This window comes from Mucilaginibacter sp. (assembly GCF_041088075.1).
GTDB lineage: Bacteria > Bacteroidota > Bacteroidia > Sphingobacteriales > Sphingobacteriaceae > Mucilaginibacter_A.
This window is the reverse complement of record NZ_JBGCVY010000018.1, coordinates 1-22,719: the sequence shown is the minus strand read 5'-3', so window position 1 is coordinate 22,719 and position 22,719 is coordinate 1. Positions and strand designations below refer to the sequence as shown.

12 protein-coding genes are annotated in these 22,719 nt (G+C 41.7%); 4 read left to right on the top strand and 8 right to left on the bottom strand.

Annotated elements, in window-relative coordinates; genetic code table 11:
* Window positions 1-24 precede the first annotated feature (24 nt).
* Together V5804_RS03285 and V5804_RS03280 are read right to left on the bottom strand one after the other, a co-directional pair.
* Complete coding sequence (locus V5804_RS03285) at window positions 25-1,932, bottom strand: RagB/SusD family nutrient uptake outer membrane protein (RefSeq protein ID WP_369589943.1); 1,908 nt, start codon at window positions 1,930-1,932, stop codon at window positions 25-27.
* 23 nt (window positions 1,933-1,955) lie between these two features.
* Window positions 1,956-5,207, bottom strand: coding sequence for a SusC/RagA family TonB-linked outer membrane protein (locus tag V5804_RS03280; protein ID WP_369589942.1), 3,252 nt, complete (start codon window positions 5,205-5,207; stop codon window positions 1,956-1,958).
* 335 nt (window positions 5,208-5,542) lie between these two features.
* On the opposite strand from V5804_RS03280, the gene V5804_RS03275 reads away from it, so the two are divergent.
* Together V5804_RS03275 and V5804_RS03270 are read left to right on the top strand one after the other, a co-directional pair.
* Window positions 5,543-9,532, top strand: a complete 3,990-nt coding sequence (locus tag V5804_RS03275) for a two-component regulator propeller domain-containing protein (RefSeq protein WP_369589941.1) — start codon at window positions 5,543-5,545, stop codon at window positions 9,530-9,532.
* A complete protein-coding gene (locus V5804_RS03270) occupies window positions 9,533-9,778 on the top strand; it encodes a hypothetical protein (protein WP_369589940.1) in 246 nt (81 codons plus the stop codon).
* Window positions 9,779-9,959: 181 nt separating this feature from the next.
* Here the strand turns inward: V5804_RS03270 and V5804_RS03265 are convergent, their stop codons facing one another.
* On the bottom strand, window positions 9,960-10,355 hold the full coding sequence (locus V5804_RS03265; RefSeq protein ID WP_369589939.1) for a BLUF domain-containing protein: 396 nt from the start codon (window positions 10,353-10,355) through the stop codon (window positions 9,960-9,962).
* A 361-nt stretch (window positions 10,356-10,716) separates the two neighbouring features.
* Here V5804_RS03265 and V5804_RS03260 point away from each other — a divergent pair, with 361 nt between their 5' ends.
* A complete protein-coding gene (locus V5804_RS03260; protein ID WP_369589938.1) occupies window positions 10,717-11,202 on the top strand; it encodes a hypothetical protein in 486 nt (161 codons plus the stop codon).
* Between the two features lie 396 nt (window positions 11,203-11,598).
* On the opposite strand, the gene V5804_RS03255 is transcribed toward V5804_RS03260, so the two are convergent.
* The 5 genes from V5804_RS03255 to V5804_RS03235 form a co-directional block, all read right to left on the bottom strand.
* Window positions 11,599-12,888, bottom strand: coding sequence for a glycoside hydrolase family 30 beta sandwich domain-containing protein (locus V5804_RS03255; protein WP_369589937.1), 1,290 nt, complete (start codon window positions 12,886-12,888; stop codon window positions 11,599-11,601).
* Window positions 12,889-13,451: 563 nt separating this feature from the next.
* Window positions 13,452-14,933: a RagB/SusD family nutrient uptake outer membrane protein gene (locus V5804_RS03250; RefSeq protein WP_369589936.1), complete on the bottom strand. Its 1,482-nt coding sequence runs from the start codon at window positions 14,931-14,933 to the stop codon at window positions 13,452-13,454.
* 24 nt (window positions 14,934-14,957) lie between these two features.
* Window positions 14,958-18,290, bottom strand: a complete 3,333-nt coding sequence (locus V5804_RS03245; RefSeq protein WP_369589935.1) for a TonB-dependent receptor — start codon at window positions 18,288-18,290, stop codon at window positions 14,958-14,960.
* Between the two features lie 208 nt (window positions 18,291-18,498).
* Entirely contained in the window at window positions 18,499-19,716 is a 1,218-nt protein-coding gene (locus V5804_RS03240; protein WP_369589934.1) for a FecR domain-containing protein, read from the bottom strand.
* 233 nt (window positions 19,717-19,949) lie between these two features.
* Window positions 19,950-20,546, bottom strand: a complete 597-nt coding sequence (locus V5804_RS03235; RefSeq protein ID WP_369589933.1) for an RNA polymerase sigma factor — start codon at window positions 20,544-20,546, stop codon at window positions 19,950-19,952.
* Window positions 20,547-20,879: 333 nt separating this feature from the next.
* On the opposite strand from V5804_RS03235, the gene V5804_RS03230 reads away from it, so the two are divergent.
* Window positions 20,880-22,559, top strand: coding sequence for an NAD(P)/FAD-dependent oxidoreductase (locus V5804_RS03230; RefSeq protein ID WP_369589932.1), 1,680 nt, complete (start codon window positions 20,880-20,882; stop codon window positions 22,557-22,559).
* Window positions 22,560-22,719: the final 160 nt, after the last annotated feature.

Sequence of the window (22,719 nt, the reverse complement as noted above, 5' to 3'; positions counted from 1 at the left end):
TTTCTAATTAAAATAGCTTATAAATTATTGGTTGGGTTGTCTGATAATTTTGGGGTTGGCAGAAATGATACCGTCATTAATTTGAGAGTAATAATTACCAATCCTGAAATTAAGCACCCCTGTTACGTTTGACGGGAGGACTTCTTTAAAAACCCATTTACCATCGTTGGCGCCTCCCGGGTTGTAAAATTTATAAGGGTAAAGGCCCCAGGGCTGTGTATTCCTTTTTGTGGCCGAACCAATGTTGCTGGTTAAATCTGCCAATGATTCTGTATTGCCGTCCCAAACTTTGGTGGCTATCCTCCAGCGTTTCATGTCAAACAAAATATGCCCTTCAAATGAAAGCTCTGCACGGCGTTCGTGCACCATACGGTCGAAGTAATTGCCGGCAGTTAAAGTAATTGGCGTTGTTAAACCAGCCCTTGCACGTACCTGGTTGATATAGATAGATGCATTGTCAAAATCGCCTAATTCAGCAGATGCTTCGGCTGCATTCAGTAAAACTTCAGCATAGCGGTAACGGATAAAGTTGACATCACTGCCACGCCCTCTTCGGCCTGAACCCGTTGCCGGGTCTAAGTATTTACGGATGTAAAAACCAGTTTGGCTTCTAAGCGGTTCGCCAGTAGGTGTCGGCCCGTCTTTTCCAACAACCTGTACTTGTGCCGAAGTACCAGGCAAAGTAGCCAAATGTGTTGCATCATCACTGCTGATAATGTTGCCATTAGGCAATAAATAACCTCCCCAAATATCAATAAACGCTGTTTTCCAGAAAAAGTGGGGCAGCATTACCGTTCCTGCCAGCCTTGCATCCCTGCCTGCAAAAGGGCCTTGTTGATCGGTATAATAAATTGGGTTGCCTGAGGCGTCTGTTGTTGGTATCGGGGCAAAGGTGTTATCCAGCTTTTCAAAGGACTGTACCAGGTTTAAAGAAGGGTCTAAACGGCCGGCATCCGTAGCCTCATCTGATACAGAATAAGGCTGATCGTTTGTAGTGAAAGCATGCGTTTTACCTGCGAGTGCTTTAAAATCCTCAACCCATATAGACTCGTGGTTTACAGAACTTTTATCTAAAAAGACCGCTGCAAAATTGTCGGAAAGATTAGGAAGCACTTGGTACAAACCATAATTTCCGACAGAACCACTGATAATTGCTTTGGCCGCAGTTAAAGCTTTAGTGTAATAACCGGCGGCCATACTTGCAGGGATACCTACTTCGCCGCCCGGAAGTGAAACCTGCGGTGTTGTTGAGCCGTACTTTGCAATAGAGCCTGCATATAATGCAGCCCTTGCTTCCATGGCCAGGGCTGCTGCCTGTGATGCCCTCGACTTGTCAACCAAATCAGCAGGCAAAGAGCCTTTTATGGCTTCAGCCTCACTGATCACAAAATCATAAACATCCGACTCTTTTGCCCTCGGTGTCAACAAATTACTTACAGAACCGCTGTTGTCATAAGTTATTGATTTTGTAATGAGCGGGACACCGCCCATTCTCTTCACCAGTTCAAAATAATAATTGGCACGTAAAAAACGCCCCTCTGCCAAAAACCGGCTTTTATCAGTAGCCAACAACTTAGTAGAAGCAGTTACATTGTCAATAAATAAGTTCAGGTCGCGTATATATCCGTAATCCCAAATTGCCCATGAGCCGTAACCCCAGCTACGGTTTTGAACAATAAAATAAGAGCCGTTGTCAGACGGAAAGGATTCACCAAAATCTGTAAAAGTTTGCCATCCATCATCAAGACTTGAAAAATCAACCTGCCTATTGTAAAGATCCCCTATAGCAGATAATACTAATGCCGGATCCGAAAATGCCACATCTGTAGTTACGACCGATTTTGGCGGTACGTTTAAAAAATCACTGTCCTTGGTGCATGATTCCGCACTTAAAAGTACCGAAAACATGGCTATTGCTAATATCTTTTTCATTAAATATTCGAATAAAGTTTTAGTTAAAAGGTTAAGTTAACACCAAAGTTAAAAACCCTGTTTTGTGGTGTCTGTAACCCGTTATCGTCATTAACTTCCGGATCAACACCAAACTGGTGCAAATTATCTAAAGAAAACAAGTTATAAACGTTTGCATAAAACCTGGCCCTTTTTATTTTAACCTTACCTAATAATGCGGTAGGCAAAGAATAGCCTAATTCAATTGTTCTTGCCCTGATATATTTAACACTATGTAGCCAGTATGTTGAGTTAGCATTATAATCGTAATGGTTATTCCCTACATTGTTCCTGTTTACCGGGTATTTACCGGGAATCCAGGTGCTGTTTAAATTGTAAGGGTCGCTTAAATGCCAGCTATCCTGAAAAATAGTGTTTAAGTTTCCATTATTTTGGAAAGCCCATCTTGCTTCATAGTTCTGGTTCCAGGAATAACCTGACCCACCGGAAAAGTCAGCATGAAAGTCGAAGCCTTTATAAGCAGCACCAAATGTAAGCCCAAAGTTAACATTGGGCTGGGCACCTGTATTATAACCAATCGGGCGCTGGTCGTTCCCGTCAATTTTTCCGTCACCGTTCTGATCCTTATAAATCAAATCGCCCGGCAAAACAGTACTGTTGCCTTTACCGTCCTCATTTACCCTATAACCGTTGATCTGGTCTTGTGAAGTAAACTGCCCGATAACCTGGTAGCCCCAGGAAAGATTAGATGTACGATTTACTATCGAATTGCGGTATTGATCTAAGGAGTTACCGAAAGGCCCAGTTATGTTAATATTGTTAGTATGACGGCTATAAGAAAAGTTTCCACCTACGTTATAGGTTAATGCACCAACTTTGTTGTTGTAAGCCAACGAAACTTCACCACCGCGTTGCGAATCACTGTTTTCATTAATTCCAGGCAATACGTATCCTGCTTCCTGTGGCAACACCACACTAAAGTTTGTGCCAACCAAGCCGGTACGCGATCGGTCAAAATAATCAATGGTACCATTTAAATGGCTGCCAAACAAACTGAAGTCAGCGCCCACATCAAATATCTTGTTTCTTAACCAGCTAACTGTGGTGATTGGAACACCTTTATTTTGGGAAGTAGAGACTGCGTTTCCCCCTAATATAGCAATATTACCTGCAGCACCTGCATTATAGTTATATCCAGGAAGGTACGCATAAGTAGCAACAATTGGGTTTATATTTCCATAAATATCTCTTGAACCATTAGGGTCTCTATCATCCCCTAATACACCATAAGATCCTCTGAATTTTAAATCGGTAAGAATCCCTTTGTCCCCCAACAGGTTTTTCATGAAACCTTCCTGCGTGATCCTCCAACCAATGGATACACCCGGAAAGTAACCTACGCGGTGTGCCGGATCAAACAAATAAGACGCATCCCTTCTGCCTGATGCCTCTAAATAATATTTATTATCATAATTGTAGTTCAAACGCGCTACATAACCAATACGGGCCTCAGAATCATCACTGTCTTGGTATTGATCTACAGTTGGCAGGTAAATCAGTGGCAGATTGTTTGAAATCGGGCTTGCGTGCAGCCAGTTCCTTATATGCTCCAGGTGGATACGCTCTGCAACAAATGTTCCCCCAATCGTACTTTTACCAAAAGTGTTATTGTAATTTAACTGAAACTGAGTAGTGGTATTCAGTTCTTTGCGTTGTTCACGGTCTCTCCAGGGATTGGTAACGGAGTGTGTAATATCGTAATTTTTTGTGCTTTGGTTATAGGTATAAGCGTTATAAGTGTATTCTTGGTTATTCTCTAACTCATCAGCTATATAATAAGAGTAATTATATCTGGCCACCAGTCCTTTTATCCCCGGTATTTCGTACTCGGCGCCAAAGTTTGCCTGCAATACCCGCCAATCTTGGTGGTAGATACCTGCTAACGTTTTATTTAAAAAAGCATAATTTGCTTCGGTATGCGGTCCGTTGTCTTTTAAATAAGCCGGGTTGTCATTGGCATAAGGCCGGTCTAAAGGTGTGTTTTCCAAAATACCCAACCTGGCTAAAAAATAATCATCGCCTCCGGGCACGCCTGGGTTTTCATGGGTTTCCACCCGTCCGTTAATGTTCATATTAACGGTCAATCCTGATGCTACTTTAGCCCGCACATTTGATTGGATATTAGTCCGGCGGTAATCGTACTCTGAACCCGCTTCATCGTTTTGATATAAAGTAGTCCCTGCCACATAATAATTAACCTTATCAGTTCCGCCTGTAATATCACCATGAAATGAATTTAGCGGGGCACCTTTATTGGCCAAAACAAAAGGTTTCCAGTTAAAACTTTGATAGCCAACCTGCGTGCCTTGTTTGTATTTTTCTAATTCTGTAGGTGTAATTGCTGTACTTCCGTTGGTAACCACCTGGGCCGCGGCCAAAGCGCTCATGTAATCATAAGAGTTGGTAAGCACATTGGGGAACCTGTCCCAGTATTGAAAGCCCAAATAAGAATCCACATTGATCCTGCTTTCGCCGGAGCCTCTTTTTGTAGTTACCACCACCACACCGTTTCCTGCACGTACCCCATAAATAGCTGCCGATGCATCTTTTAATACCGTAATACTTTCCACATCGTTTGGCGCCAAGTTGTTAAACTGGCCTTCGTCCTGCTGTACCCCATCAATTACATATAAAGGCGTACCCATATTACGGATCTGGATGCTGGCACTTGCACCCGGCCTGCCTTCTGCCTGCCGAAAGGTTACACCCGGCAGCTTGCCCGCCAAACCTGTACTAACCGTAGAACCGCCATGTACACGCTCTATATCCTTACTGGTTATGCTGGAGATGGCACCGGTAATTGATTCCCTTTTTTGGGTACCGTAACCGGTAACAACCACTTCCTGCAAAGTGGAATTGGTAGGCTCTAACCTTACATTGATCGTGCTTTTGCCGTTTACAGGAATCTCCCGTCCGCTAAAGCCCAGGTAACTGAACGCCAATACACTGTTGGCATCTGTTACCGTAATTTTAAACCTGCCTTCCACATCGGTTGAGGTTCCGATAGTCGTGTTCTTAATCTTAACACCTACACCCACTAAGGGCTGGCCTTTGTCGTCTGTTACCGTTCCGCTTACGTTAAGCTTCGTTTGGGCAAAAGACGAAGCAGAAACAAGCAGAAAGGCTACCATGGAAACAAAAGCCAATGCTTCTTTTAGCACCCTTTTTAAAGGCTGTTTGTGTTCCCATTTCAAGTGGGCTGTGCCCTCTTGTTCAAGAAGTAAAACTTTTTTCATAAATGATTAATAATTGGGTAAATTCGAGTTTAAAAAATGTTAGGTTAACACTTCTAAAATCCTGGTGTAAAGAAAAAGGGTTTTGAAGCTGTTGGTTATCCAAATCCTATCAATTATTAGTTAAAACGTATCATTTTTTTTACAAACAACATTAACGGTAAGTTATATTTGAAGCAAAATTATTTAAGTTTTTTTCCCATTTAGCAATCGTTCCCGAAAAATCAGAAAGAACCGGGGAAGGGCCTTTCAACACTAATTTTTATGCGGTAAAAGAAGCATCATAAGCAAATGCCACAACATCAAAAAACACGGAATAAATATTAAAAAAACCATACTTGAAACTTAGCCTGTACCTTATTTTCCTGCTCTTTCCGTTTGGTTTTTGCCTGGCACAGCCTTACTATTTTAAGCATTACCAGGTAGAAAACGGCCTTTCCAACAATACGGTTTACTGCTGTTTGCAAGATAAACAGGGCTTTTTATGGTTCGGGACCAAGGACGGCCTAAACCGTTTTGACGGATATACTTTCAAAACATTCCGACATAATATCAACGATAAAAAAAGCATCGGCAATAATTTTATCCATACACTTTATACAGACGACAAAGGTGCTTTGTGGGTAGGCACAGATGCAGGGGTTTATCAATACCATGCCCAAAATGAAAGCTTTCTTTATATAAAAACACCAACCAACGCGGCAATCCGATGTATTATTAAATGTGATAACGACAATTATTGGTTTATTACGGGCAATACTTTATTTATCTACAACGATAAAACCGGGAAGCTGACCAACATGCAACCTTTTCAACATTTTGATGCCACCAGCATTACCCTGGATGCCAATAAAACGATTTGGGTTTCATCCGCATCAGGCACAATTGAAAAGTTTGACCCTGCAAACAACTCTTTTAAAAGTTATAGCGTTTTCGACCACTCTAAACGGGTTTCTTCCAATTTCATCGAAAAGATTGAATGGGTTGGCAACAACACTATTTTTGTTGGTACTTCCAGCCAGGGCTTTAAGGTTTTTGATTGCGGCACAGGCACTTACAAAGATGTGCTGACTTATAACCAGAATAAAACAGAAATCTACGTAAGGGATTTTTTGAAATATGCCGACAACGAATACTGGATTGCAACGGAATCGGGCGTGTTTATCTACAACATCCAAAAAGGCACTTTTACCAATTTAAAAAAGCAGTACAACGACCCTTACTCCATTTCAGACAATGCCGTTTACGCTTTGTACCAGGATTCGGAAGGCGGGGTTTGGGCAGGGACTTATTTCGGCGGCGTCAATTATTACCCCAAACAGTACACTACTTTCAACAAATTTTATCCGGGCATTGACAAAAATTCTTTAAAAGGGAATGTGGTGCGCGAAATCTGCAAAGACCAATACGGCAATTTTTGGATCGGTACGGAGGATAACGGCCTTAACAAGCTCAGCAGCGATAAACATACCTGGACACACTATAATCCGGGCGGTAAAAACAGTATTGCCAATACCAACATCCACGGTTTACTGGCTGATGGCCGGAACCTGTTTGTAGGGACATTTGACCGCGGACTGGATATTCTGGATATACCAACGGGAAAAGTTGTCCGGCATTTTTTGGCCGGACCAAAACCCAACGATTTGAAAAGCAGCTTTGTGGTTTGCTTTTGCAAAACCAGTAAAGGCTTAATCCTTGTTGGCACCACCTACGGCCTTTACCGTTACAATCCGGCAAGCCATGATTTTACCCTGATTAAACACGTACCGCCCCATGATTTTGTTTATTCCATGATTGAAGACCACAACGGTACCATTTGGGTCGGTACCATGCGCGACGGTATTTACTACTTCAACCCAAAAACAAACCTGGGCGGCAAGCTCGACTATAAATACCCGGTAAAAGAAGCATTAAACAGCAGTACGGTGAACGGCATTTTTGAAGACAGCCAACATCAGCTTTGGTTTGCTACCGAAGGCCTGGGTGTTTGGCGTTACAACCCTGCCAAAAACCAATACAAAATATACGATGTAAACAACGGCATGCCCAGCAACTACGTTTTCCGGATGCAGGAAGACGCGGGCAAAAATTTGTGGATAAGCACCAGCCGTGGCTTGGTCAGCCTCAGCCTAATTAACCAAAACTTAAAGGTTTATACCAAAGCCAACGGCTTGCTGAGCGACCAGTTTAACTACAACTCTTCTTTTAAAGATGCAGACGGTACCTTGTATTTTGGCTGTGTAAAAGGGATGGTAAGCTTTAACCCACTTTCGTTCCATGATAATAATTTTGTCGCGCCGGTTTATATTACCGGTTTCCAGGTGTTTAACAAAGAGGTGGCCATCAACCATAATTTGCTTAACCAATCTATCATTTATACGCATAAAATCAAGCTGGACTACGACCAGTCTTCCTTTAGTATTGATTTTGCCGCGTTGAGCTACCCCTCGCCGGAAATGACGCAGTACAAATACAAAATGCAGGGTTTGGACAACCGCTGGAACTATCTCAAAACAAACAGAAAGGTTTATTTTACCCAGCTTTTGCCAGGGCATTACACCTTTATTGTTAATACGGCCAACAGCAACGGTAAATGGAACGACCAGGATGCCCGGCTTGAGATCATCATTGCCCCGCCAATTTGGGCAAGCACTTTTGCCTATATCCTTTATACCGGTTTGGGGCTGTTTATTATTTACTACCTGTTTAGAAGTTACCACATCAGAACCAGGAACAAAAATAAAAGGCTGATCGAGCTTTTGGAGAACGACAAGGAAAAGCAAATTTACAACGCCAAAATTGAGTTTTTTACCCATGTGGCCCACGAAATCCGTACGCCTTTAACTTTGATCAAAGGGCCAATGGAAAAAGTGATCCGCAGGTCGGCACATGTTCCTGACATTCAAAACAACCTGAAAATCATGGAGAAAAACACCGACCGCTTGCTCGATCTCACCAACCAATTGCTTGATTTCAGGAAAACTGAGGCCAATAGTTTTAGCCTCAATTTTGTTAAAGCAAACATTACCGAACTGCTGGAAGATATTTTTACCGGTTTTAAACCCATTACCGAACAGAAGAATTTAAACTGCGCACTCCAACTACCGCCGGAACCGCTGTTTGCTTATGTTGACCTGGAAGCCCTAAATAAAATACTGAGCAACCTACTTAACAATGCCATAAAATATGCGGTAAAAACAGTATCGGTAGAATTGTTGCCTCCTGAACAAAGCGAAAGTACTTTTACCATCGAGATCAGGAACGACGGGCATTTGATCCCTTACGAGATGCGCGAAAAAATATTTGAGCCTTTTTTCAGGCTGAAAGAAACAGAAAAGCAAATCGGAACGGGTATTGGTTTATCTTTGTCGCGCTCGCTGGCCGAACTGCATAAAGGCGTGCTTGCTTTAAATAAACCTGTTAACCAACTTAATATTTTTACTTTAACCTTGCCTGTGCATCAGGACAAGGAGTTTGACCTTGACCTGAATTCCGAAGAAACAGTAAATGACCATACTGATATAAACCTACCTTTTATGAAGCCAATAATTTTGTTAGTAGATGACAACCCTGAAATTTTAGATTTTATTTCGGATGATTTGAGCGAGAAGTACACCGTGATGAAAGCGGCCAGCGGACAAGAGGCCCTGGACATGATCGAGATAGAAAACATACAATTGATCATCAGCGATGTGATGATGCCGGGCATGAGCGGTTTTGAACTTTGCAAGCAGATCAAAACCAATTTTGACCATAGCCACATGCCCATCATTTTGCTGACGGCCAAAAACACGTTGCAAAGCAAAATTGAAGGGTTGGAAGTTGGTGCTGATGCTTACATCGAAAAACCATTTTCACCCGAACACATGCAAGTGCAAATTGCCAACCTGCTGAGCAACCGCAACAAGATCAAAGAACATTTTGCAAGTTCGCCGCTGGCGCATATCAAAAGCATGGCCAATTCAAAATCCGACGAAAACTTTTTGGAAAAACTAAACGCTGTGATTTATAAGAATATCCAAAACACCGATCTGGATGTGGAGCATATTGCAGGCCTGATGAACATGAGCAAGCCAACTTTGTACCGAAAAGTTAAAGCGATATCAAACCTGACCATCAACGAACTCATCAACATCACCCGGCTAAAAGTAGCGGCAAAATTACTGGAAGAAGGCGATTATAAAGTTTACGAAGTTGCCACGATGGTCGGTTACAGCTCGCAATCGCATTTGGGCCGGAATTTTTTGAAGCAGTTTGGCACAACGCCAACCGATTACCAACAAACCAAAAGAAACGGGAATGCCAAATCAACCGCAGCGGTTTGAATGATGGCTGGCGAATGGTTTTTCGGCATGACAAAAACACACCAAATTTATGCCGGTAAAAGAAGCATTGCCTTTAGTCATCCTGAAATTTTTTCAGGATCCCTCTTCCGAGATCATAACCTTTCTGATGAGATGCCGAAAAAATTTCGGCATGACAAAAAACCTAAACACACCAATTTTTGGGTGGTAAAAGAAGCATTGGCGTTAGTCATCCTGAAATCTTTTCAGGATCCCTCTTCCAAGTGATAGCCTTGCTTGTAGGATGCCGAAAAAATTTCGGCATGACAAAAAACCCAAACACACCAATTTTTAGGTGGTAAAAGAAGCATTGGCATAAAGCACAAAGGAGTAAATTTAAACCAGTTCATTGGGTATTGCCGATAGCAAGCAACTTCATTTTTTGGAAGGAAGGCCAACAACGGTGAATTTAATTTACCGGTGCCAATAATTCAAAAACTTTAAGTACCGATTGTATATCCGGCTGGCCAGGGCCATTCAGGCACTTATAGCCTTCCTCATACGCCAGTTCTTCTGCAGAAAAAGCTTTAAAGCCCATAGACCAATCGGTAAAATAACGCTTTTCTATCGGGCCTTCCTTTAAAACAACGGCTTCTTTATGCCGGTTGTCTTTACGGATGGCTTGGTACAACTGCTGCACCTCTTTTTGCCCGCCTTCGATCAGTTGGATAAATATGCCGTTCAAATAAAGCAGCATTCCGGTAACGTCCTGCTTTTTGTTCTTTTCGCGCGCTTGCTGCAACAGTGCTTTTAAAGCCTGGTCATTGGTGTGCAAAGCATAACTGGTATAAATCAGAAAATACATTTTTTGTTGATTGTTTCTTTTGCCATTAATGCAAGGCCCGGTTTAAATAATTACCGTGCAAACAGCTTTAAAGCTTAGCGCCGGCGTTTTTCATTCTTTTGGCATACGGCCAGGCGGCAATTAAAGTTTTATCAATTTTTTGCTTTAGCGGGGATTGATTTGTTTAATTTCCGATGCTTCTTTTACCGGCTAAAAGTTGGTAAGCTTACTATGGGTTGGTAAATAAGGAAAAACTTTTTTGCGTTTTAAATTCCCTATCGTTAAATAACAAAAGTGTTCTTAATCAATAAAACACGTTATAGTTATAAACAAAAACCCACCAGGCATGTAGTTAAATATCAACTTGAACGATAAAAAAAGCATGAACAGTAAAGCAGTTTTACAAGGGGTTTTAGCAGGAATAGCCGGTGTTGCCGCAATGACCGTGGCAGAAAAGCTGGAACAATTGATTACGAAAAGGCCAAATTCTTATATGCCTGCCCATACTTTAGAACGCTTGCTTGGCCTGCCCACCAAACCCGATAATGAGGCAATGAACTGGGCGATGCACTGGGGGCAGGGGATTTTGCTGGGCGCAGTCAGAGGTTTGATGGCAGAAAAAGGGATCAGGGGTCCGATAGGTTCGTTCCTGTTTATGAACCTGCGCTTGCTGAACGACCAAACGCTGGAAAATGCAACAGGTGCCGGTTCTTTGCCCTGGACCTGGCCGAAAGATGAACAAGCTATTGATTTAATCCATAAAGGGATTTATGCTTTTGTAACCGGTGCCATTACAGATGCTTGGATTGCAGGCCCGAAACCTACCCCGACTATCCGAAAAGGATGGACTTTGGGCAAAAAGGCTTAGCCACAATTTGATCAGGATCAGCATTAACCTAATCAATGCAAGTTAAAAAATTGGTGTTTCATTTTTTTAACAAAAGAAGCCCAATGATTTTTATGCCGTAAAAGAAGCATCCCAACAAGGGCCTTTTTAAATTTACCCAACTGGGCTTCAATGCTTCTTTTACCGCCTAAAAATTGGCAAACATTTCGTTTTTGATTTTATTTAAATTGATGCAGGCACCAATTTTATAGGGTAAAGGAAGCATTGGCATCAAACCCGGGAATAGCAAAGGGCCTGGTATAAAATTTAACAGCCCCTAAGCAGGTATGGTTTTTTAAGAATACCAAAATCAAAAAGCACCGGGCAGCTTTTTGATTTCCGTATTAAAGGTTTTGAAAGGCAAAACCAGTGCGCGCATTACCAGATGTAAGTTGCCACAGCTCCGCCGGCAAGAGTTGCAGCTACTGTTTTATTGTTAAACTTTATGTTAAAGGTTTGATAAGAACTTGTATTGTTCAAAACGATCAAGACTTTGCTGCCATCTGTATTTTTAAAAGCCACGTTGGGAAGCGTATTAGAATCATCCGAAGCAATCCGAACAGCGCCCGGCCTTACAAACTTTGACGCATGTGCAATAATGTAATAAGATACATTCCTTGAAATAGTTGTTCCGATGGTAACTGCACCTAAACAATTTTTGCAGCCGCCATCAGTATGTGGGCCTAAGTTTGGGTCTGATGCCAGGTTCCATTCCAATACGTTTTTACTCCAGTTTCTGGTAGCGCCAATAATCAGGTTGCTAAAAGCCCATTGTATATCAGCAGCAAAATTGCTCGGATAGCCAGTGTATTGTTCTGTAAAATAAATATTTTTATTTGGGAATGCATTATGCAGCGTTGATAATGCACCTATTGAACCTGCATATAAATGAAATGCAGAACCATCAACAAAGGTATTGGCTACAGGATCGCGAAGAACACTGTCTGCATAAGCTTCATGATCGGGATTGTGATCATAACAAATTATTTTTGTTGTAATGCCTGCCTGCAAAAGTTTAGGGCCTACATAGTTTTTAATAAAGTTGGTTTGTTCATCTGCCAGCATCACCATACTTGGGTTATTGTACGGGTTCAATGGCTCATTTTGCAAAGTAACTGCATCTATATTTATTCCCTGCGCTTTCATGGCTTGAAAATATTTTACAAAGTAATTGCCAAAAGCATCATAATAAATCGGGTTAAGCTTACCGCCTACAAAACTGTTGTTTGTCTTCATCCAGGCAGGTGCCGTGAAGGAAGTCGCCAGGATTTTGATATTCGGATTGAGCGCTAAAACCTTTTTTAGTACAGGCAGAAAATCGGTTTTCTCTTTGTCAATGCTGAAATTTTGCAGGTTTACATCTACCGGCCCATCGTCATAAGTATAAGGTGCGGGCACTAAATCTGATGCCCCGATACTTATCCTTAAATAACTGATACCAATATGCGCACTATCGGTAGTAAAAAGTTCCTTAAGCAAAGCATCTTGTTGCGTTGAATTAAGGGAATTGATCAAAGATGCACTACCGCCCGTTAACGCAAACCCGAACCCGTCAATGGTTTGAAATACTTGGGCCGTATCTACCGTAAGGGTTGTATTGGAGCTGGCAGTACTGCTGAAATTTAGTGTTATATTTTGTTTTTGAAACAAGGATGATTTATCGGGCATGGTTAGCCATACTGCAACGTCCGACTTTGTCGGGGTTGCCGGTGGTACTACAGGTGGCGTAGGGGTATTGCCGTCGGTCTTTTTTGAACAAGCAGCTATCAGATATAAGCCTGTCAAAATCAGGCCGAAGTACAAAAACCTATTTTTCTTTTCACTTTTCATGAACACATATTTTAATAGAGGGAAGCTTTTCGCTTCCCTGCTTGTAAATAACTGTTAAGGGCCTGTTTTTTTAGTTCATATCAAACCCTTAGATATGCTTAGGATTGATGATCATGCTTCTTTTTTATGCCTGTAAATCTTGTGTTTGTTTTTTATCCCAGACAAAAGGCAACTCAATTACCAATTTTTATAGGATAAAAGAAGCATTTAAAATAACGCAATGAGGTTAAGAGCCTGTTTAAATTCTGTTAGTTAAAGTATCTATGCTTCTTTTATCACCTAAAAATTGGTGGGCAATTGGTTTTTGATTTGTTTAAGCTGATGCAAACACCAATTTTTATAGGGTAAAAGAAGCATTCACATTTTTTCTTTTATGAATTTAAGCAGGCTCTAAACGGTTTTTAAAACCCGGGGTTTTGTTGTATAAGCGGGTTTGTGTTTAATTCTCCCAAAGGAATTGCAAACAATAAATAATTTGCGTCCGCAGTTGGCCTAAATTGTTTAATAATTGCCAAAGCATCAACTTTATGGGTTGCAGTAGGGTCTGCCATAGTTTGGCGGCTATACCGAACCAGGTCAAACCATCTTTCGCCTACAAATGCAAGCTCCAGCCTGCGTTCCCGGTCAATGGCATCCCTAAATAAAGCCTTGGTTGATAAAGTAGCTAACGTGAGCGGGGCAAGGCCGGCCCTGGTACGAATGGCATTCAATTTATCCAAAGCATCCTGGTTTGGGCCGCTTGCTTCATTAGATGCTTCTGCTTCCATCAGGTAAACTTCGTCAAGCATTAATATCGGGTAATTATCCGGACTATTAAAATAATTACCGGTTCTCCACTTGTATATAAACCAGCCGTTGTCATTCCCAGTTCCTTTGCCACCGTACACTACACTGCCATAACTAATCCCGCCTGTTACTTTGCCTACCCTTTTAAACCGGATGTCATTAGTGGTATCTACGTAACTCATGAATTCATTAGTTGGGATATTAAATTTAGGATAAGAGTAAGTTGCAGGAGGAGATGGCAAAATTTCATCAGGCAATGTAAAGCCACTTTCAGGATTGCCAAAATATTGAACTTCCATAATAGATTCCGATTTATTTTTAAAAGGGAACAAAGTGTTCCATGGCGTAGTTAATGTACCATAATTACCACTGGTCAAAACCTTGTTGGCTGCAGCCATAGACTGGTTCCATTTTCTTTCATATAGATAAACTTTGGCTTGCAAAGCGTTAACTGCGCCTTTTGTAGCCCTTGTCCGGTCTAAAGATTGTCCTCCGCCAAAAGTAACCGGCAACATTCCCTCTGCAGAATTTAAATCTGATTCAATCTGTGCATACACCTGTTCTGGTGTTGAACGGGCCATTGCTGATTGACCTGCCGTTTCTGAAGGCTGTAAATGCAAAGGCACACCGCCAAAACATTTAACCAGGTTGAAATAGTGTAAAGCCCGTAAAAAGTAAGCTTCGCCTACTATTTGATTTCTTCTTGCCGGTAAAATAGTGTTTGTAATACCGGGGACATAAGCCAGTACGGTATTTGCACGGTTGATACCGATGAATGCAGCGCGGTATATTCCATTGGGTACCCCTGATGTTGAACCCCATTGTATTTTATCCATAGGGATTACATCGGTGTTTACGCTGGTTGCGTCATCCGAAGGCATTTCCCCCGTTAGGTTTAGGGAAGCGCCATAGTAATCCGAAGTTTGCAAAGCATCATAACAGCCAGTGATGGCAGATTCTGCATCATCACCGTTTTTAAAGTAATTGACAGATGTTATCGCAGTAAGTGGTGGTTTGTCCAGTACTTTTTTACAACCTGTTATGGCCATTGTTGCTAAGGCCGAAATCAGGAGAAACGAATTCTTATATATTTTCATTGTGTTGTTTAATTATTATGTGGTTTAAAATTGCACATTGATACCTGCAGTATAAACTTTGGCAGAAGGGTAAACGCCATAATCCTGTCCAAACTGGGTGCTGGAAAGTGGGTTTGCATTTACTTCCGGGTCATATCCTTTGTATTTGGTAAACGTTAGCATATTTTGGCCGGAAAGGTAAATCCTTACACTGCTGATTTTAGCTTTTTTCAAAAATTGCGCTGGTAAAGTATATCCTAAGGTCAGGTTTTTCAACCGCACATAAGTTCCGCTTTCCAAATATTGGGTTGAGAAACGGCCATTTTCGTTTGGATCACCATATACTTCTCTCGGTATGTTGGTATCCTGTCCGGAGCGGGTCCAGGCATTTAAAACTGCTGTTGACTGATTGAAGGGGTTGGCCATATTTTCAATCAGCGAGCGGTTATTGTTAAATATTTTGTTCCCAAAACTTCCTTGGAAAAAGAAGCTTAAATCAACGCCTTTATAACTCAATGTATTTGTAATACCGCTTATAAACTTAGGGTTTGGGTCTCCTATAACTTTACGGTCGCTGTCATTAATTACACCATCACCGTTTAAGTCGGCAAAACGTAGATCACCGGCTGCTGCATTGGGTTGTTTAGGCGCGCTTGCTACCTCAGCGGCACTTTGAAAAATCCCTTGTACCACATATCCGTAGAACGCACCAAGCGGCTGCCCTTTCTGCACGGTTGAAAAACCATAAATAATTTGTCTGTCAACTGTTTTACCACTGGCATTTACTAAAGTTCCCAGGTCAACAACTTTGTTCCTGTTCAAGCTAAAGTTGAATTGTGTGTTCCAGTTAAATCCGTTTGAACGAACATTCACACTATTGATAGCAATTTCAAAACCTTTGTTTTGGATCTTTCCAAGGTTTTGTATAATAGTTGCATTTTGAGCGCCTGAACTAAATGACAAAGGAACAGCAGTCAATAAATTATTAGTGTTTTTGACATATGCATCCAAAGTTACATTCAAACGGTCATTTAAGAAACCCAGGTCTAAACCAAGATCAGTTTGATACGTTGTTTCCCATTTCACATTATTGTTGCCAATAACAGCCGGGGCAATACCGCCAATTACGGTTCCGTTGCCTGTATAATTTGGATAATTATACCCAGTGCCATACGTACTGAAACGATCATAAACACCAATGTTCTGATTTCCGTTTGCACCAAAACTTCCCCTTAATTTCACTTCAGACAAAGCATCGGTTTTGTGGAAAAAGGATTCCTGGGATATCCGCCATGCTGCTGACACTGCCGGAAAATAACCGAACCTGTTTTCTTTAGAAAAGCGGCTTGACCCATCGGCCCTTACACTTCCGGAAAGATAGTAACGGCCATTATAGTTATAGTTTGCCCTGGCAAAATAACTGATCAGGCCCCATTGGTCCCTATAACTTGATATGCCAGATATATTACTTGCTGCGTAAAGGAAAGGAACTGCATCTGAAGGGAAACCAAAGCCTGAAGCACTTGAAGTAAACCGGTCAGAGTTTTGAACAGATTGGCCTGCAAGAAGTGTCAGGTCATTCCCGTTTCCTAAATTAGGTGTATAAGTCAACGTGTTTTCCCAAAGCCAAACGGTGGCCGTATTGGTTCCGGTTGCTGCACTTCCACGACTTGCCGAGGGCGCATTTTCAAAGCCCGGTAATTCCCTTGTATTAAACTGGTTCTCAGTTTGTGCGTGATAATCAATACCAATAGAGGAACGTAATACCAAGTTTTTCATAAATGAATACTCTCCATAGGTATTGCCAAATATTTGATTTAGGGAAATATTGTTGTGGGTTTCTACTAATGCACCGTATGGATTATCTGTTTGCGAAAATGGGTTTAAAGCATAAGTGCCATTTGCATTGTAAACAGGCATCGTTGGGATTTGCTGCAATGCGCCCAAAACCACACCTGAATTATTAAGCGCTGATTCACTTCTTACACTTCGGTTATTTAATGTGTTTGCTAAACTTAGGCTGGTACCGATTTTAAATTTATCTGCTATCTGTTGGTCCAGGTTTATCTTTACCGAATAACGTTTAAAATCAGAATTGAGAAGAATACCCTGTTGATCCTGGTATCCGCCTGATATATAGTACTTTGACTTGTCTCCTCCACCAGCTACACTTAACTGATAATTTTGCATGGGTGCTGTGCGGTAAAGCAGGTCTTGCCAGTTAGTATTTGTGCGAACGGTATCAGGATTATAAGCCGCACTTAATCCTGCATTTGCCCTCGCCTGATTAAAAACGGTAGCAAATTGCTGGCCATTTAACAAAGCAATCTTTTTTTCAATTTTTTGAAGGCCGTAATACATGTTAAAGCCAATTTGAGGTTTTCCGGCCCTGCCTCTTTTGGTCGTAATAACAACAACGCCATTAGAAGCCCTGTTGCCATAAATAGCGGCCGATGCACCATCTTTCAACACATCTATTGATTCAATATCATTCGGATTGATACTGCTTAATGGGTTTGGCCTTTGGTTACCGATGCTAACCTCTTCATCATAGCTTGGCTGCACTGGTACACCATCTATCACGTAAAGCGGGCCAGTAGTTAAACTAACAGAGCTTAACCCGCGGATATTAACGCTGATAGCTGAACCAGGCTGTCCGGTTGGATTGTTGATTTGCACCCCTGGTGCTTGCCCTTGCAGTGCATTTTCAAAACTTGTAACCACCTGCCGTCCGATTTCTTTTGAACCAACCGTACTGATAGCTGTACTTAAATCCTTTCTGCTTTGGGTACCATATCCTACTACCACTACCTCGTTCAAAACCGTTTTGCTTTCCCGGAGCCTGATATTGAAAGAAGTTCTGCCCGCTACCGGGATTTCCTGTGTTACAAACCCGATAAAGCTCAGTTGAAGCACTGCGTTATTATCGGTTACCGTTATAGAAAAGTTACCGTTTGCATCCGTAACTGCTGCGTTTCGTGTGTTTTTTTCCAGTATAGTTACCCCTGGCAGCGGCTGCCCTACCGTATCCGTTACCCGGCCTCTGATGGGGATGGCTGCCGCTATTTTACCCTCAGTTAATACAGGCTTGCGGGTAATTAAAATGGTGGTGTTTTCAATGGAGTAGGTAAGTGGCTGCTTGCTTAAACAAATGTCCAGTGCTTGCCTCAAAGGCATGTTGGTCAGGTTAACGGTTACCAGTTTGGCCTGTTTTAAATCTTCGGCTTTATATAAAATATCATAATTGGTTTGTGCCTGAATTTTACCAAAGACTTCTTTCAGTTTGGCCTGTTTAAAACTGAATGTAACTTCTTGGGCATAAGTTGCTGCGGCTACCTGTAAGGCAGTAACTGTAAGCAGGATCATAATTAGCTTCATGATAAGCAACGGTTTATAAAGACAGCAGGGTTGCTTGCCCTTAATAAAAGCAGTAAAATTTTTATACATTTGAATGTTAGGTTAATTGGTAATTGGTTGTATAGCTGCAATAAGTTACGGTTGCCCGACTGGGGTCTCCGGCTCGTCGGCCAGGGCTGCTGCAAACACCTCTGGCTTTTTTTCCGGATAACCGCTGTTAAGAGTAGGTTTATCTGGTCACGGTTATCCTCCTTCCTGTAATTAAAAAGTGGATATTCCCGATTTTTTCAAGGTAATGCAGCAGATCAGAAATGCTTTTTGACCGGTGAAAAGTCCCTCCAAATTTCTGATCATCAACAGAGCCATGATATTGCACATCAACATCGTACCACCGGGAAACCTTTTTCATTATATCGGCAATATTGTCTTCATCAAAAATAAAATAGCCATTTTTCCAAGCCATTACTTCATCCATTTTGGCTTCAGCTACCCTGATCTGATCTGATCCGCGGCTGATGCTGGCCTGCTGGCCGGGCTTAAGCAAGGAAGAGGACTGGTTTTTGGTTACCTGGACGGTGCCTTCCAGCAAAGTAGTTGAAGTTACATCGTCATCCGGGTAAGCAGAAATGTTAAAATGTGTGCCCAACACCCTGATTTGCCCGTTAGCTGTATTAACATAAAATGGCTTGCGGGCATCTTTGGCAACTTCAAAGTAAGCTTCCCCGCTTAATTTTATCCGCCTTTCTTTATTGCCGAAAGCGGTGGGATAGGTAATGGAAGAAGCAGCATTAAGCCAAATTTTGGTTCCGTCGGCCAGTACCACCTGGTATTCTCCCCCTTTTGGCGTAGTTAAGGTATTATAGCTAATTTGCTGTACTGAAGAAGACTGCTTTTGATCCTTTAAATTGTATATGATTTGCCCATTATGGGTTTTGAGCACTTTAATGTTGCCGCTCTTAACGATCAATCCATTTGCGGCCTGTTCCAATACAAGTACTTCTCCGTTAGCTGTGGTTAAAATTGCCTTATTACTGCCGGGCAATATAACGTTATTGTTTTCATGCTTTACATAGCGCTTATTAGCAACAGGCGGAGCAAACTGCCGGTTGAAAAAGATTAACCCGACAGCAAGAAAAACCAGTAAGGCTGCAGCCACCCAAAACCAGGTTTTGCGGTATAATTTAACAGCAGGGGATTGGTTATCTGTTACCTGAGCGGCAATGTTGGCATAGCGGACATCCGAAGTAATTTGCTTCCATATATCCCGGGCCTGCAACGGCATCAGCTCAGGCCCCTCATCTAACTTCAACAGGTCTTCTGATATATACCCTTCTATCTTGCCGGCATCTGTATTTTTTAAATATTCCAACAGCTCCATACAATCTGCATGATTGATGGTATCATTAAAATAATCGTGCAACAAGCGTTTCAGCTTTGCCTCGTTCATGTTCTAATTGGTTTATATCGGCCCATGTTGGGGAGAGATATATACAGAACACCGGGCCGAGCTGATACGACTATTAAAAAGTAAAATATTTTTTTAAGGGCCTGTTAAATTAATATCAGAAAAAACGCAATGCTTCTTTTATCACCTAAAAATTGGTGTTCGCATCAACTTTTATAGATCAAAAACTAAACACTTACCATTTTTTAGGTGATAAAAGAAGCATATATACTTCATTAAAAATTAGACACGCGCTGAAGAAGTTCAAAAAGAATCAGACAAATAAAATCGGCATATTTTAAATAAGATTTTAAAGTTTTTAACGCTTCTACCATATGATTTTTTACGGTATTGGGTGAAATATGCAGCCGCTCTGCAATCTCTTTGTGGGTCAGGCCCTCCCTGCGGCTCATTTTAAAAACCTGCTGCTGTTGGTTAGGCAGTTTTTGTAATATCTTCTCTGTAAATTGTTCCAGGTCGTGCGCTATAATTTGTTCTTCAGTTACATTATGGGTTTCTACCATCCGGGTGGCAAATTGCCCTAAGGCATCAGCAGATTGATTGTGTTGGCGAAGTGCGTTTATAGACAGGCGCTTGGCAATTACAAACAGGTACAGCCATAAATTGCCTTGCGGGTCCAATTGGCTTTTGGTCAGCCAAAGTTTTATAAAAGTTTCCTGCACTATTTCTTCGCTCTGTGCCCGATCTTTTAAAAACCTAAAGGCAAGACGATAAACCTTCTCCCCATACCGCTCATAAACAGCGGCAAAAGCAGGCTCATCCCCTGCCCTTAATTGGCAAATACAGCTGCTGTCAACAAAATCTTTGCTCACCTTGCAAAAAGTGGTTATATTGGTTTCTTAAAGGTAATAAGTTTATACCTGATGCGCAAAATAAACAGGAATTGCTACTTTGCCAAGTAAACAAAACCTGTTTTTCTACAACATAAAGATGATAACATTTTAATTATAAAACTTGTTCAAAGGTTAATTCCTGAAAATTGCCATGCTTCTTTTAGCACTAAAAAATTGGTGCCCGGCCTTTCATCTTTTTTAAAAAAAACTGCTTAATGATTTTTAGGCCATAAAAGAAGCATCCAAACCGTAACCTTATTTCCTTTAAAAGCAGTATAAGTTGCCTGAAAACAGGAACAACAAAAAACCTTTATGAATAATTTAAAAAAACAAAACCGTGCGCCTTTGCTCAATGCGCTGCGCAAAGCTTTTTCTATTGCCAAAGAATCTCAAAAAACCAATAGTGCACCGGTTGATGAGTTGATTGAAGAACTTGTACAAAGCAGCCTGCAACGAAGAAAGTTTATTGGCGACCTGATGAAAACAGGTGCTTTAATCAGTGCCGCTGGCCTTTTAAATGCCTGCAAAAAAGCGGTTGAGGTAACGCCTGCCGTTAAACTACCGGGTTTTTCGGCAAACCTCAGCCAAAGCCAATCCCAGCCCAAAACGGTGATTATAGGCGCAGGCATGGCCGGATTGAACTGTGCCTACCAACTGAAAAAAGCAGGGCGTTTTGCCACGGTTTACGAAGGCTCAAAACGGGTTGGCGGCAGGATTTTTTCTAAAAGTAATATCTTGGCACCGGATATTTACACAGAACTGGGCGGGGAGTTTATTGATTCGGGACATGATGACATGCTTCAACTGTGCAGCGAGTTCGGCCTTTCTTTATTAGATACCCGATCTGCAACAGAAGAAAAATTTGCCAGGGACAGCTTTTTTATAGACGGCAGGTTTTATGCTGAAAAAGAAGTGATCAAAGCTTTTTTGCCTTATGCTTCCAGGATTGATGCCGATATAAATTCGCTGCCCGATGAAATCACTTATGACGACAATGACGCTACTTCAAAGCGTTTTGACCGGATGAGCGTTAAAGAATACCTGGACGGCATCGGCATGACCGGGTTTATCCGCAAAGGAATAGAAACGGCCTACTTAACCGAATACGGGCTGGAAACAGACGTACAATCTGCCATCAACTTTTTATTCCTGTTCAACCCGGACACTTCCGGCGGGTTTGAAATTTTTGGCGAAAGCGACGAGCGTTATAAGATTGCAGGCGGCAACCAAACTTTAACCGATAAACTTTACGCGCGGGTTAAAGACCAGGTTTACACGGAAAACGTGCTGGTAAAAATAAAACAGACCGCAACAGGCTACACCTTGTATTTTTTAAATGCAAATAATTCGATAACAACAGTTAATGCCGATGTGGTGGTTTGTACCATCCCTTTTAGTGTTTTAAGAAATATTGAATTGGATGTGGCCTTGCCAAAATGGAAATCACAAGCGATAAAAAACGTAGGCTATGGCACCAACTCCAAACTGTTGCTGGGCTTTGACAGCAGGGTTTGGCGCAAATATCAATACAGCGGTTACGCCTTTACAAACAATGCCATACAAACCGGATGGGACAATAGCCAGGCACAGCCCGGTAAAAACGGCGGTTATACGGTGTTTCAAGGCGGAAACGACGGCTTACAATTGGGAAACGGAACGCCGGAATCCCAGGCACCAAAGTTTGTTGACCAGTTAGAACAAATGTGGCCAGGCTGCAAAAAGGCTTTTAACGGCAATGTAAAAAGGATGCATTGGCCAACTTACCCTTTTACGCTTGGCAGTTATTCGTGCTATAAAGTTGGGCAATATACCAGTATCCGCGGGGCCGAAAGGAAGGCGATTGGCAACCTGCACTTTGCCGGCGAACATTGCAGCCTTAACTTCCAAGGCTATATGAACGGTGCCGCGGAAACCGGACGAATGGCCGCCGAAGAAATCCTGGCAAAAACCCAGGTACAAACTGAACGGCTTGTTTCAAATTTAGCTAAATAACTCAAGTTGCTAATAAAAGGATAAAGGAGTAAGCATCAAAAAAGGGAACTTTGGTTTACCACAACTAAAGAACTAATGATGATGCTTACCAAGGATAAAATTATAGGAATATTTTGTTTTATAGATGATTTACTAAAAACAAGTAAACATTATGAAGATA

What these genes read in the sequence shown, in the direction of transcription:
- V5804_RS03270 (WP_369589940.1), top strand. Translation starts at nt 9,533, where the DNA reads ATGATGGCTGGCGAATGGTTTTTCGGCATGACAAAAACACACCAAATT.
- V5804_RS03260 (WP_369589938.1), top strand. Translation starts at nt 10,717, where the DNA reads ATGAACAGTAAAGCAGTTTTACAAGGGGTTTTAGCAGGAATAGCCGGT.
- V5804_RS03240 (WP_369589934.1), bottom strand. Translation starts at nt 19,716, where the DNA reads ATGAACGAGGCAAAGCTGAAACGCTTGTTGCACGATTATTTTAATGAT.
- V5804_RS03255 (WP_369589937.1), bottom strand. Translation starts at nt 12,888, where the DNA reads ATGCCCGATAAATCATCCTTGTTTCAAAAACAAAATATAACACTAAAT.
- V5804_RS03245 (WP_369589935.1), bottom strand. Translation starts at nt 18,290, where the DNA reads ATGAAGCTAATTATGATCCTGCTTACAGTTACTGCCTTACAGGTAGCC.
- V5804_RS03280 (WP_369589942.1), bottom strand. Translation starts at nt 5,207, where the DNA reads ATGAAAAAAGTTTTACTTCTTGAACAAGAGGGCACAGCCCACTTGAAA.
- V5804_RS03250 (WP_369589936.1), bottom strand. Translation starts at nt 14,933, where the DNA reads ATGAAAATATATAAGAATTCGTTTCTCCTGATTTCGGCCTTAGCAACA.
- V5804_RS03230 (WP_369589932.1), top strand. Translation starts at nt 20,880, where the DNA reads ATGAATAATTTAAAAAAACAAAACCGTGCGCCTTTGCTCAATGCGCTG.
- V5804_RS03265 (WP_369589939.1), bottom strand. Translation starts at nt 10,355, where the DNA reads ATGTATTTTCTGATTTATACCAGTTATGCTTTGCACACCAATGACCAG.
- V5804_RS03285 (WP_369589943.1), bottom strand. Translation starts at nt 1,932, where the DNA reads ATGAAAAAGATATTAGCAATAGCCATGTTTTCGGTACTTTTAAGTGCG.